11 protein-coding genes are annotated in these 14,510 nt (G+C 74.6%); 9 read left to right on the forward strand and 2 right to left on the reverse strand.

Annotation, left to right across the window (positions count from 1 at the left end; genetic code table 11):
- Positions 1-18 precede the first annotated feature (18 nt).
- Complete coding sequence (locus tag ACSUPV_RS21210; protein WP_436949921.1) at positions 19-741, reverse strand: siderophore-interacting protein; 723 nt, start codon at positions 739-741, stop codon at positions 19-21.
- Between the two features lie 80 nt (positions 742-821).
- Here ACSUPV_RS21210 and ACSUPV_RS21215 point away from each other — a divergent pair, with 80 nt between their 5' ends.
- From ACSUPV_RS21215 to ACSUPV_RS21230, 4 genes are all read left to right on the forward strand, one after another.
- Positions 822-2,915, forward strand: coding sequence for a penicillin acylase family protein (locus tag ACSUPV_RS21215; RefSeq protein WP_436948184.1), 2,094 nt, complete (start codon positions 822-824; stop codon positions 2,913-2,915).
- Positions 2,908-3,516 carry a GNAT family N-acetyltransferase gene (locus tag ACSUPV_RS21220; protein WP_037760243.1) on the forward strand — a complete coding sequence of 203 codons (609 nt, stop codon included), beginning with the start codon at positions 2,908-2,910 and terminating at the stop codon, positions 3,514-3,516. Before ACSUPV_RS21215 ends, ACSUPV_RS21220 begins: the two co-directional genes overlap by 8 nt.
- Complete coding sequence (locus ACSUPV_RS21225; protein ID WP_037760246.1) at positions 3,513-3,986, forward strand: cupin domain-containing protein; 474 nt, start codon at positions 3,513-3,515, stop codon at positions 3,984-3,986. Before ACSUPV_RS21220 ends, ACSUPV_RS21225 begins: the two co-directional genes overlap by 4 nt.
- Before the next feature lie 117 nt (positions 3,987-4,103).
- Complete coding sequence (locus ACSUPV_RS21230; RefSeq protein WP_436949922.1) at positions 4,104-6,053, forward strand: copper resistance protein CopC; 1,950 nt, start codon at positions 4,104-4,106, stop codon at positions 6,051-6,053.
- Here ACSUPV_RS21230 and ACSUPV_RS21235 read toward each other — a convergent pair.
- Complete coding sequence (locus ACSUPV_RS21235; RefSeq protein ID WP_359788108.1) at positions 5,953-6,942, reverse strand: DUF72 domain-containing protein; 990 nt, start codon at positions 6,940-6,942, stop codon at positions 5,953-5,955. The genes ACSUPV_RS21230 and ACSUPV_RS21235 overlap by 101 nt on opposite strands.
- Positions 6,943-7,090: 148 nt before the next feature.
- Between ACSUPV_RS21235 and ACSUPV_RS21240 the strand changes: the two genes are divergently transcribed.
- From ACSUPV_RS21240 to ACSUPV_RS21260, 5 genes are all read left to right on the forward strand, one after another.
- Positions 7,091-9,619 carry a SpoIIE family protein phosphatase gene (locus ACSUPV_RS21240; protein ID WP_436948187.1) on the forward strand — a complete coding sequence of 843 codons (2,529 nt, stop codon included), beginning with the start codon at positions 7,091-7,093 and terminating at the stop codon, positions 9,617-9,619.
- 13 nt (positions 9,620-9,632) lie between these two features.
- Complete coding sequence (locus ACSUPV_RS21245; protein ID WP_037760252.1) at positions 9,633-10,088, forward strand: DUF4383 domain-containing protein; 456 nt, start codon at positions 9,633-9,635, stop codon at positions 10,086-10,088.
- A gap of 17 nt (positions 10,089-10,105) precedes the next feature.
- On the forward strand, positions 10,106-10,573 hold the full coding sequence (locus ACSUPV_RS21250; protein ID WP_031115337.1) for an MSMEG_6728 family protein: 468 nt from the start codon (positions 10,106-10,108) through the stop codon (positions 10,571-10,573).
- Positions 10,574-10,705: 132 nt separating this feature from the next.
- Positions 10,706-12,877: a hypothetical protein gene (locus ACSUPV_RS21255; protein WP_436948189.1), complete on the forward strand. Its 2,172-nt coding sequence runs from the start codon at positions 10,706-10,708 to the stop codon at positions 12,875-12,877.
- A gap of 5 nt (positions 12,878-12,882) precedes the next feature.
- Positions 12,883-14,508, forward strand: a complete 1,626-nt coding sequence (locus ACSUPV_RS21260; protein WP_436948190.1) for an amino acid ABC transporter substrate-binding protein — start codon at positions 12,883-12,885, stop codon at positions 14,506-14,508.
- Positions 14,509-14,510 lie beyond the last annotated feature (2 nt).

Below are 14,510 nucleotides of genomic sequence, written 5' to 3' on the forward strand. Positions count from 1 at the left end.
GCGGGCCGGGCCGCGTCCTCAGCCGGCCCGCCAGTAGCCCAGCGCGTGCACCCGCTGCTTGGGCAGGCCCAGTTCCTTGCGGACGTACGCCGCGAGGGTCCGGGTGGTGGCCGTGTCGCAGGCGATCCAGACGTAGGGGTCGGGGGTGTCCCGGAGCAGCCCGGGCAGGTCCGACTTCACCCGGTCGACCAGGTGCGCGCCGGAGTCCTGGCGCGGGACCTTGCGCAGCTCGTGGCGGTCCGGGTCCGTGCGGAACGGCAGGGCGTCGTCGCCGCCCTCGAACCAGACGGTGGCCGGGGCGGGACCGAGCGCGTCCAGGAGCGAGTTGATGGCCGGGAGCGAGGCCGGGTCGCCGACGGCGAAGACGTGCGAGGGTGCGGGGCTCGGGTGCTCGAAGCCGGTGCCCTGGACGGTGGCCTCGATGGTGTCGCCCGGCTTCGCCGCTCGGGCCCAGTCGCTGGCGCACCCTTCGTGCAGCGCGAACTCCAGGCTGAAGGTGCCGGCCGCCGGGTCCGGGTCGACCAGGGTGTAGGCCCGCTGGTGCGGCTTGCCCGCGTTGTCGAACCAGAGCCGGACCCACATGGTGGGGTGGACGCCGGTCGCGGCGAGCAGGCCGCCGTCGGTGAAGCGCAGCCGCCGGTAGTCCGGGGTGACGTCCTCGGCGTCCGTCACGGTGAACTCGAAGTCCTTCGCGCGCAGCAGTTTGAGGACCGCGCCCTCCCAACCCCGCCCCTGCCCCATCGCGTCTTCACCCTTCACGTACGATTTCGCCACGCATGATACTTAGGCAAGCCTAACCTAAAGCAAAGAAGGGGCACAGCGTGGCCACCGAGATCTACCGTGATGCCTGGGGCATTCCGCATCTGCGCGCGGGCAGCGCGGCCGGACTCGCCCACGCCCAGGGCCTCGTCACCGCCCGCGACCGGGCCTGGCAGCTGGAGGTCGAGCGCCACCGGGCGCGGGGCACCTCGGCGTCCTTCCTCGGCGAGAGCGCCCTGGCCTGGGACCGGTTCGCCAGACGCGCCGGACTCGACGACACCGCGAGACGCTGCTTCGCGCGGCTGGAGGGGCAGGACCCGGAGACGGCCGCGTGGGTGCGGGCGTACGTCGACGGCGTCAACGCGGGGCTGGCCGAGGGCGCGGGCGCGGCCCCGGAGTTCGCGCGCACGGGTCTCGCCCCCGGCCGCTGGGAGCCCTGGACCCCCCTCGGCGTCTGGCTCGCCACGCACATCCTCTTCGCCGGGTTCCCCGCCAAGCTCTGGCGCGAGCACGTCGTCTCCCACCTCGGCGCGGAGGCCGCCGGCCTGTTCGCCACCGACGGCCCCGGCACCTCCGGCAGCAACGGCTGGCTGGTCGGCGGCGAGCGGACGGTCACCGGGCAGGCGGTCATCGCCGGCGACCCGCACCGCTGGATCGAGGACCCCGGCGTCTACCAGCAGATCCGCCTCTCCTGCCCCGAGTTCGACGTCGTGGGCCTCGCCGTCCCGGGCGTCCCCGGCATCGCCCACTTCGGGCACGCCGGCACGGTCGCCTGGGCCATCACCAACGCCATGGCCGACTACCAGGACCTGTACCGGGAGCGGCTGCGGCGCACCGGCGCCGGAGTGGAGGCGCTGGACCCGGACGGCGTCTGGCGGCGGGCGGTCCGGCACACGGAGGTCGTCGAGGTCGCGGGCGAGGAGCCGGTCGAGGTCGAGGTGATCGAGACCGACCGGGGCCCGGTGGTGATCGGCGGCCCTGAGGGCCTGGACGGCGGCACCACCGACCCGGGCCTGCCCCCGGTCGCCGTCAGTCTGCGCTACCCGCCCCGGGTCACCGGCGAGCTCGGCTTCGATGCCCTGCTGCCGCTGCTGCGGGCCCGCCGGGTCGCCGACGTGGACCGGGCCTTCGACCGCTGGGCCGAGCCGGTCAACGTCGTCCAGGCCGCCGACACCGAGGGCGGTGTGCTGCACCGCGTGGCCGGGTTCGTGCCGCTGCGCGCCGAGGCCAACCGGCTGCGGCTGGTGCCCGCCTGGGAGCCCGGCCACGAGTGGCACGGCCGACAGGAGACGCCCCGCGCCGGGCTCACCGACGGCGTCGCCGTCATGGCCAACCAGCGCGGCCCGGCTTCACCCCTCGGCGTCGAGTTCGCCCCGCCCCACCGCCACGACCGCATCGCCGCGCTGCTCGCGGGCCGGGAGCGCTGGTCCGCCGCCGACATGCCCGCCGTCCACACGGACACGTACCTCGCCTCCGCGACCGCCCTGCTGGAGCACCTGAAGTCCCTCGGCGACCTCAGCCCCGAGGCCCGCGCCCTGCGGGACCGGCTCCTCGGCTGGGACCGCCGCATGGACGCCGGCAGCGCCGACGCGGCCCTGTACGCGGCGGTGCGCGGCGCGGTCGTACGGAAGCTGGCGGCGCACCCGGCGTTCGCCGCGCTGGCGACCCCGCCGGCGTACCCCGAGGTGTTCCTGCCCTGGCTGGCCCTCGTCCCCCGCGTCGGCTTCGCCCTCGAACACCTGCTGGCCGCCGGGGAGCTGTACGGGATCGACCGCCCGGCGGCCGTCCGCGCGGCGATCGAGGAGGTGGCCGCGCAGCCGCCGACCGGAGTCTGGGGCGACACCCACCGGCTCGCCCCGTGGCGGGCGCTGGAGCCGGAGCAGCCGTACGACGAACCGGGGCTGTCCGGCGACCACGACTGCGTGCTGTGCACCTCGGGCGTCCCGGGCCTCACCGACCGGGCCGCGCGGGGCCCGGCCGCCCGGTACGTCTGGGACCTGGCCCGGCGCGAGGACAGCCGCTGGGTGGTCCCCCTCGGCGCCTCGGGCGTGCCCGGCTCGCCCCACCACCGCGACCAGCTCCCCCTCTGGCTCGGGGGAGACCTCGTCCCGGTCGTCACCGACTGGGCGCAGCTGACGAAGGAGACCGATGTCTGACCCGTACGCCTCCCGCACCGCCGTCCACGAGCAGGTGACCGACGGCTTCGGCACCGTCCGCGTGCTGCCGCTGGACCCGCGGGCCGACGCCGAGGTGATCCACCGCTGGGTGAGCGAGGACCGGGCCGTCTTCTGGGGCATGACCGGCCTCACCGAGGACCAGGTCGCCGAGATCTACGCCCACATGGAGACACTCACCACCCACCACGCCTTCCTCGTCGTGCGCGAGGGCGAGCCGGTGGCGCTCCTGCAGACCTACGAGCCGGAGGCCGACCGCGTCGGCGAGTGCTACGACGTCCGGCCCGGCGACATCGGCGTCCACCTGCTGCTCGCCCCCGCCGGGCCGGAGGGCGGACAGCCCGGCTGGACCGCCCGGCTGGTGACCGCCGTCGCCCGGTACGTCCTGCTCGGGCTGGACCGCCGGCGGATCGTCGTCGACCCGGACGTGGCCAACGAGAAGGCGATCGCCCGTTTCCTCAGGCAGGGCTTCACGGCGGGGCCGGTGGTCGTCCTGCCCGAGATCGACCTCCCGGACGTGTACCTGCCGGAGAAGAAGGCCCAGCTCGCCTTCCTTCACCGGGAGATACTCTTGCCCGGGTGACGCCCGACGACCTCATCACCCACTACGGACTCGAGCCGATCCCGCGTGAGGGCGGCCTGTTCTGCCAGACCTGGGCCGGCCCCGAACGCCCCGACGGCAGACCGGAGGGCACGGCGATCGTCGCCCTCCTCACGGCGGACGACTTCTCCGCCCTTCACCGCCTGCCCACGGACGAGATCTGGCACTTCTACCGGGGCGACCCCCTGGAGCTCCTCCTGCTCGCCCCGGACGGCAGCACCCGGACGGTGGTCCTGGGCCCGGACGTCCTCGACGGCCAGCACGTCCAGTTCACGGTCCCGGCGGGCACGTGGATGGGCGGGAGGGTGGTCGAGGGCGGCTCCTGGACCCTGTTCGGCTGCACGATGGCTCCCGGCTTCACGTTCGAGGGCTACGAGCACGGGGACGCGGCCGAGCTGACGGCCCGCTACCCGGCCGCGGCCGACAGAATCTCCGGGCTTTCCCGGCCCTAGGCCTGACCGGTGAGCGCTACACGCTTCCCGTCCGTACATAACCGGGAGCCGTACAGCCCGACCCCGGAGACCCACGTGGAGCGCAATGTCGGACACCCCCGGCGACTTCAAGCCCTGGTGCTGCTCGGCACCGTGCTGGTACTGCTCCTCGGGGGAGCGACCCCCGCCTCGGCCCACGCGGCCCTCCGCTCCACCGACCCCGACGACGGATCCCTCGTCCAGCGGGCCCCCCGCCACGTCACCCTGACCTTCACCGAGTCCGTGGGCCTGCTGGACGACTCCTTCCGGGTCTTCGGCCCGGACCAGCGCCGCGTCCCCACCGGCGAGGCCACCCACGCCGACGACCGCTCCGACACGGCCCGGGTCGCCCTGCCCGGCAAGCTCGCCCAGGGCACCTACACGGTGGCCTGGCGGGTGGTCTCCGCCGACAGCCACCCCGTCTCCGGCGCCTTCAGCTTCTCCGTGGGGAAACGTTCCTCGACCATGCTCCAGGTCGACACCGGCGCGGACGAGGACCCCCTCACCGACGGCCTCTACACCACCGCCCGCTACCTCGCCTACCTCGCCGCCGCGCTGCTCGTGGGCACGGTCGCGTTCGCGCTGCTGTGCCGGCCCGCCCGCACCGCCCCGCTGCGCCGGCCCCTGGTCGTGGCCTGGTGGACGCTGCTGGGCTCGACGGCCGTCCTGCTCCTGTTGCGCGCCCCGTACGAGGCGGGCACCGGCCCGGCGGCGGCCTTCGACGCCGACGCCCTCGGCCGCACCCTGTCCAGCCGCCCAGGCCTCGCCCTGCTCGCCCGGCTGGCCGTCCTCGCGCTGACCGCGGTGTTCCTGGTGTGGCTGTCCAGGCGCCGGGACCGCCGAGAGCCCGTCGAACTCGCCCTCGGCACGGCCCTGGCCGCCGGCCTGGCCCTCACCTGGGCCGCGGCCGAGCACGCCTCGGCCGGGATCCAGGTGCCGGTGGCGATGACGTCGTCCGTGCTGCACCTGCTGGCGACCGGGGTGTGGCTCGGAGGTCTCGTGGCGCTGCTCCTGACGCTGCGCCGCTCCTCCGGCGAGGACCTCACGGAGGTCGTGCCCCGCTTCTCCCGGATCGCGTTCGCCTCGGTGATCGTCCTGTGCGTCACCGGCTTCTACCAGTCCTGGCGCGGCCTCGGCTCCCTCTCCGTGCTGAGCGGCACGTCGTACGGCAGGCTGCTGCTCGCCAAACTGGCCGCGGTGACGGTGCTGTTGCTGGCGGCCGGGTACGCGCGGCGCTGGACGGAGCGGATCGCCGCGCCGGCGGCCACCGCCCGGACCGCCGCACCGGCCGGCACCGCCCGGACCGCCGTACCGGCGCGGGTCCCGCAGCCGGTCGGCGCACCGGTCGAAACCGGGGAGCGGGACGGCGCCGACGTGGTGGCGGGCGACTCGGCCGACTCCACCGATGCGAGTGACTCAGCCGGTGCGGGCGGCTCGGCCGATGTGGGTGACTCAGCCGGTGCGGGCGGCTCGGCCGATGTGGGTGACTCGGCCGGTGCGGGCGGCTCGAGCGCGAGTGGTCCGGGCGGACCGGGCAGCCCAGGCGATCCGGACGCCCTGCGCCGTGGCCTGCGCCGCTCCGTCCTCGTCGAAGTCGCCGTCGCCGCCGTGGTGTTGCTGATCACGACCGTGCTCACCGGGACCCTGCCCGGCCGCGCCCAGGCCGAGGCGGCGCAGCAGGCCCCGGCGGGTGCGCTGCCGCCCGTCTCCCAGGTCACGGTGCCCTACGACACGGGCGTGGACTCCGTGACCGGCCGCGGCAAGGTGCAGGTCACCGTGGACCCGGCGCGGGTCGGCGAGAACGGCGTCCAGGCCGTGGTCTACGGCTCCGACACCGGGCTGGTCGTCGTCCCCGAGGTCCGCATCACCTTCAGCCTCCCTTCCCGCGACGTCGGCCCGATCGACGCCGAACTCGCCGACCGGGGCGGCTACTGGAGCACCAACACCGTCAACCTGCCCCTCCCCGGGACCTGGACGATGAAGACGACCGTGCGGGTGTCGGAGGTGGACCAGGTGACGGTGAAGCGGCAGGTGCGGATCGCGCCCTAGGCAGCCTGGGCAGCTCGGGGAGCCTGGGCGCCGCCGTCGGCCCGTCGCCGTCGAGGAGCCGGGTCATGGTCTCGGCGGCGCTCACGGCGGCGTCGCCGCAGCAGTTGTTGAACAGGACGTGGACCCGCTCGGTCCGCTCCGCCAGCCGGCGCACGCGGGGCAGCCACTCGGCGAGTTCGTCCTCGCCGTACGCGTACCGGAACCGGTCCTCCTTGCTGCCGGTCCCCCAGGCGGCGCTGCGGCCGTGGAACCGCACGACGGACAGCCGGGGCGAGGTCACCGGCGTCACGGGCGGCACGGAGGACGGCAGCGCCTGCGTCATGTCGACGGCGACCGCGGCCATGCCGTACCGGGCGAGCAGCGCGCCCGTCGCCTCCTCCCGGCCCGGTTCCCACCAGGACGGATGCCGGAACTCCACGGCGAGGGGCCAGCCGCGCGTCCGCTCGGCGCACTCCCGCAGGAACGCCTCCGCCCGCTGCCCGGGCCGGAACCAGGGCGGGAACTGGAACAGCACGCTGCCGAGCCGCCCGGCCCGCCGCAGCGGTTCGATCCCGGCGGCGAACCGGGCCCACACTTCGTCCAGCACCGCCGGGTCCCGGGGGTCCGCCGGCAGCCCGGCGGGCATCACCGCCGCCCTGGTGGGATGCCCGGTCAGCAGCGAGAACGCCTTCACGTCGAACACGAACCCGTCCGGTGTCCGCTCGGCCCACAGCCGGCTGTTCCGCTCGCTCGGCAGCGCGTAGTACGACGCGTCGACCTCGACGACCGGGAACCGCTCGGCGTAGTGCCGTAACCGCCCCTCGGCGTCCCGCCGCCCGGGTGGGTACCAGCCGCTGCCGACCAGCGCCCGGTCGGTCCAGGAACACGTGCCCACGAGGATCTCGCCCATGGGGGAGCGGTTACCCGGGCCGGGCGGCGGCAGGCCCTTCGAGCCGGGGCGCGGTGGGACGGTCAAAGCCTCGCAATAGGGGTAATCAGGTGATAATTGCATGTATCCGGGGTCATGGCTGATTCCCCGCAAGAGCGAGATGACCGACATGGAGCAGCCCGTCACCCTCGGCCGGGTCACCCGGTCGTCCGGAGAAGAGCCCGAGGTCCTCGAAGCCCTCGTCGGCGAGGCCCTCACCGCCCGCGTCACCCTCGACGACCGCGGCACGGTGACGGGCTGGAACGCGGGCGCCGAGCGGCTCCTCGGATACCCGGCCGGGCGGATGACCGGCCGCCGCGCCGCCGATCTGCTGGCCGAGCCGATCCCGGTGCGTGGCGGCATGCCCGCCCTCGCCGGGCTGCCCCGGTGGAACGGCGACGTCGAGCTCCGGCACCGGGACGGCCGCAAGGTGACGGTCAGGATCCTCGCCCACCACCGGGAGCCCGGCACCGGCGCCCCCGCCTGGCTCATCGTCTCCGCGCTGACCGGCGGGCAGCCCCGGCCCGGCCTCGACGACGCCCTGGTGAGCTGGAGCTTCGCCCAGTCCCCGTGCTGCGCCCTGGCGCTCTACGACACCCGGCTGCGGCTGCGCCGGGCCAACGCGGACATGGAACGCTCCGTGGCGCTCACCGAGGCGGAGATGCGGGGGCTGCGTGTCTCCGAGATCGTCGACGACGACGCCGGTGCCCGGGCGGAACGCAGCATGGCCCGGGTGCTGCGGACCGGGGAGCCGCAGTACGAGGAGAACTACCTGCGCGCCCCGGGCGAGGACCACGAGCACGCCTGGTCCGTCTTCATGTCCGCGCTGCGCGACCCCGAGGGCACGATCCAGGGTGTCTGCCTCTCCGCGCACGACATGACGGAGCAGTTCCGGGCCCGCCAGCGGCTCCAGCTGATCGCCGAGGCCGGCCGGCGCATCGGCGGCACGCTCGACGTGACCCGCACGGCCCAGGAGCTGGCGGACGTGACCGTCCCGGTGCTGGCCGACTTCGTCAGCGTCGACCTGCTGGCCGAACTGGACGACCTGCACGAACCGCCCGCGCACGCGGTCCCGGCGGACGGGCCGCTGCTGCTGCGGCGCGTCGCGCTGCGCTCGGTGATCCCCGGGGCCCCGGAGGCGGTCGGCGCGGTCGGACGGGTGGAGTCCTACCCGGAGGGCTCGGCGCCCTTCGAGAGCCTGCGCACGGGACGGCCCGCCGTGCACGCGGTGACCGACGCGGCGATCGCCGGGTGGCTGGCACACGACCCGGCCCGTGCCGCCCGGGCCCGGGCGTTCGGCGTCCACTCGGTGATGACCGTGCCGCTGGCCGCCCGCGGCACCACACTGGGAGTCGCCTTCTTCGTCCGCAACCGCACCCCCGAGGCCTTCGGGCACGACGACGAGATCCTGGCCGGGGAACTGGCGGCGCGGGCGGCGGTCAGCATCGACAACGCCCGCCGCTACACCCGGGAGCGGGCCACGGCGGTCACCCTCCAGCGCAGCCTGCTGCCACAGCGGCTGCCCCGGCAGGCGGCGGTCGAGGTCGCCTCCCGCTATCTGCCGGCCGGCGCGCACGCCGGGGTCGGCGGCGACTGGTTCGACGTCATCCCCCTGTCCGGGGCGCGGGTGGCGCTGGTCGTCGGCGACGTCGTCGGCCACGGCCTGCACGCCTCGGCGACCATGGGGCGGCTGCGCACGGCCGTCCGCACCCTCGCCGACATCGACCTGCCCTGCGACGAACTCCTCACCCACCTCGACGACCTCGTGGCCCGCCTGAACACCGAGGAGGAGGCCGGTGCCGAGCCCACCGCGCCCGCGGAGACCCCCGGGCCCGCGCAGGTCCTCGGACACCCGGAGCCGGCCGGCTACCCCGAGACCTCCGCCGACGTCGGCGCCACCTGCCTGTACGCCGTCTACGACCCCGTGTCACGCCGCTGCTGCTTCGCCGGCGCCGGGCACCCCGTCCCGGCCCTGGTGAGCCCCGACGGCACCGTCGAACTCGTCGGGCTCCCGGCCGCGCCCCCGCTCGGCGTGGGCGGCCTGCCGTACGAGGCCACCGAGGTCGAGATCCCCGAGGGCAGCGTGCTCGCCCTCTACACCAACGGCCTGGTCGAGAACCGCGACCGGGACATCGACGCCGGCGTCCACCGGCTGCGCGAGGCCCTCGCCCGCCCGGCGCCCTCGCTGGACGCCCTCTGCGACACGGTGCTCGCCGACCTGCTGCCGCGCCGCCCCGCCGACGACGTGGCCCTGCTCATCGCCCGGACCCGTGCGCTCGACTCCGAACACGTCGCCACCTGGGCGGTGCCCGCCGACCCCTCCGCGGTCGCCCAGACCCGCAAGGACGTGGTGGCGCAACTGGACAGGTGGGGGCTGTCCGACGCCGTCTTCGTCACGGAACTGGTCGTCAGCGAACTCGTCACCAACGCCATCCGGCACGCCGAGCCGCCGATCCAGCTCCGCCTGATCCACGACACCACCCTCATCTGCGAGGTCTCCGACGGCGGCAACACCGCACCCCACCTGCGGCGTGCCCGCAGCTACGACGAGGGCGGCCGCGGCCTGCTCCTCGTGGCCCAGCTGACCGAGCGCTGGGGCACCCGCCAGGGCGCCACGGGCAAGACCATCTGGGCGGAACAGTCCCTGTCTCTCCAGTGAGGAGCCACCGGCCATGACCACACCCACCTCCCACCGGGCCGCCCGCGCCCCCGTGCAGCAGGCCGCCATGCTGGTCGGTCTCGTCTTCCTGCTGGTCGGCGTGCTGGGCTTCATCCCCGGCATCACCACCGACTACGACTCCATGGAGTTCGCCTCCCACGAGTCGGGCGCCGAGCTGCTGGGCCTGTTCCAGGTCTCGATCCTGCACAACCTCGTGCACCTGGCCTACGGCCTCGCCGGGCTCACCCTCGCCCGCACGGCCGCCGGCGCGTACGCCTACCTGATGGTCGGCGGTGCCGTGTACCTGGTGCTGTGGGTCTACGGCCTGTCCGTGGGCCATGACAGCGACGCCAACTTCGTGCCCCTCAACACCGCGGACGACTGGCTCCACTTCGTCCTCGGCGTCGGCATGATCGGGCTGGCCCTCGCCCTGAGCCGCCGCACCGCCCGCACCCGCCAGACCCGCTGAGGCCCGGGGCCACCCGCGTGCAGACCTTCCTCCCCCACCCCGGCTTCCGGGACTCGGCCCTGGCCCTGGACCGCCGCCGGCTCGGGAAGCAGCGGGTCGAGGCGCTGCAGGTCCTGCGGGGCCTGATCGTGCCCGGCTACGGCTGGCGCCGGCACCCGGCCGTCCGGATGTGGGCCGGGTACGAGGAGGCGCTGGTCCGCTACGGCCTGGAGATCTGCCGCGTCTGGCGGGAGCAGGGCCACCAGGACAGCTGCGCGGCCACCCTGGTCGCCGACCTCGCCGCGGCCCGCCCGCACGCCCCGGTCCGCGACCAGTCCGTCCTGGCCGCCGAGGGCGAACTCCCGCCCTGGCTGGGCGACACCGGCTTCCACCGCAGCCACCGCTCGGCCCTGGTCCGCAAGGACCCCGCCACGTACGCGGAGCTCTTCCCCGGCGTACCGGACGACCTGCCCTACGTCTGGCCGGCGTCGGACCGGGAGCCGTAGACCCGGTTTCACAACTCCCTTCCATGCGGCCACCGTTGTCGACCGGATGGTTCCGTGTTCCACTGGATCTTTTCTGGCACATCGGTCACCGGTCACCCGCCCGCGGGCGGGCAGGCACTCCATGGGGGGTCCGTGTGTGAAGAACTGGGCTTCGAGAAACTCCTCGACGAGGAGGGCTTCTTCGCTCGACTGTTCGGCAGGGCTCCGTCGGGTGCCGGCAAGGACCCGCTGTACGGACCCGACCTTCCCGTGGTGCTGCTCACCGGCGGCCCGGGCATGGGCAAGGGACGGCTGCTGCGCGCCGTACGGGACCGCTTCGCCGCCAAGGTGCCGGTGATCCACCTGGACTGCGCCTCCCCGGTGTACGCGGACCGCGCGGACCCGGAACCCGGCGCCCGTTCGGCCACGACCGAGGCCCTGGTCGAGGTCGCCGGGCGGCTGAGCACCTGGCAGGGCACGGGCGGCTCGTTCGCCTTCCCACGGCTCTTCACCGGCCTCGCCGTGATCGCGACCGGCGTCGCGGAGGGCACGCCCGAGGCGGTCGCGACCGAGGCCGAGCGCTACGAGAACCTGCCCCAGAAGCAACGCCTGCGCGGCCTGGCCACGGGCGACTTCTGGCGCGGCGTGCTGCGCGGCGCCATCCGCAACCTGCTGACGACCCTGTCCGGGCAGGCCTTCGACCCGTACTCGGCGGCCGTGAGCAACGCCCTGCTGGACGCCCTCTTCGAACGGCTGGCCCCCCGGGGCAGGGCGGAACTGGAGCGGATCTACGGAGCCTACCCCGGCGCCGCCGGCCAGCCCCGGATCGGGCTGCGCATCCTCGCCGCCGACTTCCGGGCCGGCGGCGAGGCCCGGGAGGTGGCGGAGAGCTTCCTCTTCCGGGCCCTGCGCGAGGACCTGGAGGCGGCGTACGCCGGGCCGGCCGGCTGGCTGCGCCGGGTCGGCCGCCCCGGCCTGCTGCTGGACCACGCCGAAGCTCCCCTGGGCGAGCGGCTGCTGCGCGCCGTGCTGACCGACCGCCGGGGCGGGCAGCGCGACCGCGTCGTCATCGTGGGCACGGCACGCCGGTCCGACGGGGGAGCCTTCCTGCACGGCGGCCTGCCGCCCCGGGAGGCGACGCCCCCGGCGGAGTACCGGCCCGCCGACGGCGCCCCGCCCACCTGGTCCCGGCGCACCGACGAGGGCGCGGACCGGGCCCCGCTCGCCGACGGCGTGCTCCTGCTGCGGATGCCGCTGCTCACCGGCGACCAGCTGCGCCGGGAGACCGTGCGAAGACAGCAGCGCGCCGAGCCGGAGGGCGGCGCCAACCGCCGCCGCATCGACGCCGCCGTGGCCCGGCTGAGCGGCGGCCGGCCGCACACGGTGATCCGCCTGGCCGCCGCGGCGGCGGCCTTCCGCATGCCGGCGGACGCCAACGACCGGGACATCCTGGACGCCCCGCTGCGCCTGCCCGGCGACGACGCCACCGAACGCCCCGTCGCCGAGGTGCTGCTGCGGGAGCTGGTCCTGGACCAGTTACCGGTCCGGCTCCCGACCGAGCACCACGCCCACTGGCTCGACCTCCTCACCCACCTGTCCGTGGCCCACGACACGGAGTGCGCGGACGTCCTGCTCCGGCACCACCAGTCCGGGCACGTCCACCACCTGACCGCCCACCACGTCTCCCGGCTCCTCACCGACACCGGCTGGCCCACCTGCGAACGCCACTTCATCGGCGACTTCGGCCTCCGCCAGCTGCTGGTGCACCGGCTGTACGGACTGCGCCCCGGCGGCGCCGCCTGGTACGCCGACCACCACCTGCTGCGCGACCACTACGCCGACCGCGCGGCCGGCGCGGACACCCCCGGGACGGGCGGCGCCTTCCGCTCCCTCACCGCCCACCGGATGAACCACCACCTGGTGTCCGGCGGCGCCGACGACGTCGTCAGCCACCTCGCCGCCACCCTCCCCGGCCGCCCCCGCGAGTGGTGCGCCGAACTCCTGGAGATCGCCCAGGCCCCCTACCCGGGCGGCGCGGACGCCCGGCGGGAGCGCGCCCAGGGCCTGGTCCCGGCGGACGGCCCGCCGCTGCGCCGCACGGTCGACCAGCTGCTGCACGCGGTGTGGCTGTGCGAGGAGCGGACCCGGCCCACCGGCCAGGAGACCGCCCGCACCCTGGCCAAGCTGCTGGACCTCCTCTCGATCATGGACTTCGACGGGGCGGGCCTGCTCAGCAGGACGGCGACGGAGTGGAGCGGCCTGGCGGAGAACGAGCAGCCCCTGTTGCGCTGCACCTGCACCGAACAGCTCCGGCGAAGGAGATAGCGGGCATGCCCAGATGGAAGAAGATCCTCTACTCGGTCTTAGCCGCGGTGGTGGCCATCGCCGCCATCGCGTTCACCACCTCCGTCGTCCGCAAGCCCGACACCTGCGCCGACGGCGTCGAGCGGATCGAGGGCGAGTGCGTCGGCGTCAACGGCGACGGCTACGACTTCGGCACCCCGGAGATCGCCCCCGTGGCCCGGGCCATCGCCCGCGAGAACCGCAGGATCGAGAAGCAGCCCCACGTCACGGTCGCGATGATGCTGCCGCTGCAGTCGGACCGCCCGGCGCTGCGCCGGCAGATGCGCAGCGACCTCCAGGGCGCCTACCTCGGGCAGCGGCAGGCCAACGCCGGCGAGGGCGAACCGCCGAAGATCCGGCTGGTGCTCGCCAACCCCGGGCAGGACTACGGCCGTCAGGCGAAGGTCGTCGACACGCTGCTGCGGATGGCCGCCTCGCCCGAGGACCGGCTGCGCGCCGTCACCGGCTTCAACCTGAGCCTCGCCGCCACGGAGGCGGCCGTCGCCCGTCTCACCGAGAACAGGATCCCCGTACTGGCCGCCCGCATCAGCGGAGACCGGATCGCCAACAAGGACCAGGAGGACGGCATGGCCGAGCTGCGCTTCCCGGGCCTCGCCCGCATCCTCCCCACCAACACCGACGCCGCCCGTGCCCTGGCCGACTTCAACGGCGAACGGGGCCGCCGGAACCTCAAGACGGTCCTGGTCTACGACAAACGCCCCGACGGCTACAACGAGTCGCTCGCGAGGGCCTTCAGCGGGATCAAGGAGAAGGGCCCGGCCGGCCCCGCCGCGATGTCCTTCGAGTCCCCGTCCATCGACGAGGCGGGCTCGACCGGCAACCAGTTCACCCAGACCGCCAACAACATCTGCGACTCCGAGGCGGACACCGTCTACTTCGCCGGCCGCACCCTCCACCTGCGCATCTTCGCCCTCAAGCTCGCCGAGGTGGGCTGCAAGGACCGGCACTACACCATCGTCAGCGGCTCCGACGCGGCCTCGCTGCGCCAGGACATGACGGAGCAGGACTGGGCGAAGCTCCGCGGCGACGACGGCCGGGCGAAGGTCACCGTGCAGTACGCGGCCCCCGCGCACCCCGCCGCCTGGACCACCGAGCTGACCGACTGGGCGAAGAAGTGGCGGTCGACCCACAACAACCGGGAACCGGCCGAGCGGGACCTCCCCCAGTACCTCACCGAACCGAGGGCCGCCCTGGACGCCCTGCGCCGCCAGATCATCGCGGCGGAGGCCGAGGGCGTCGATCTCGGCGGCACCCCGAACCTGGAGGACTCCCGCACGATGCTCGTCCACGACGGCCTCCTCACCATCGGCAAGGCCCTCCACCAGGCCCAGCAGGGCGCCCCCGAGACGACGGTCCCCTCCCGCGAGGACGTCGGCCGCCAATGGTCCCTCCTCCACTCCCGCCACCGCGTCGCGGGCACCAGCGGCCTGATCTGCCTGACCACCGGCGGCAACGCCTACGACAAGCCGGTCTCGATCGTCGAACTGGACCCGGGCACGAAGGGCAACGGCACCCTCAAGTTCGTCGGCCTGGGCTGGCCCACGGGCCGTCCCCAGCCGAAGAACTGCGTGATCCCCAGTACCACGCCATGAGC

The sequence above is a fragment of the Streptomyces sp. SudanB52_2052 genome (genome assembly GCF_964272415.1).
Classification (GTDB): domain Bacteria; phylum Actinomycetota; class Actinomycetes; order Streptomycetales; family Streptomycetaceae; genus Streptomyces; species Streptomyces olindensis.

What these genes read in the sequence shown, in the direction of transcription:
- ACSUPV_RS21210 (WP_436949921.1), bottom strand. Translation starts at nt 741, where the DNA reads ATGGGGCAGGGGCGGGGTTGGGAGGGCGCGGTCCTCAAACTGCTGCGC.
- ACSUPV_RS21220 (WP_037760243.1), top strand. Translation starts at nt 2,908, where the DNA reads ATGTCTGACCCGTACGCCTCCCGCACCGCCGTCCACGAGCAGGTGACC.
- ACSUPV_RS21235 (WP_359788108.1), bottom strand. Translation starts at nt 6,942, where the DNA reads ATGGGCGAGATCCTCGTGGGCACGTGTTCCTGGACCGACCGGGCGCTG.
- ACSUPV_RS21240 (WP_436948187.1), top strand. Translation starts at nt 7,091, where the DNA reads ATGGAGCAGCCCGTCACCCTCGGCCGGGTCACCCGGTCGTCCGGAGAA.
- ACSUPV_RS21245 (WP_037760252.1), top strand. Translation starts at nt 9,633, where the DNA reads ATGACCACACCCACCTCCCACCGGGCCGCCCGCGCCCCCGTGCAGCAG.
- ACSUPV_RS21260 (WP_436948190.1), top strand. Translation starts at nt 12,883, where the DNA reads ATGCCCAGATGGAAGAAGATCCTCTACTCGGTCTTAGCCGCGGTGGTG.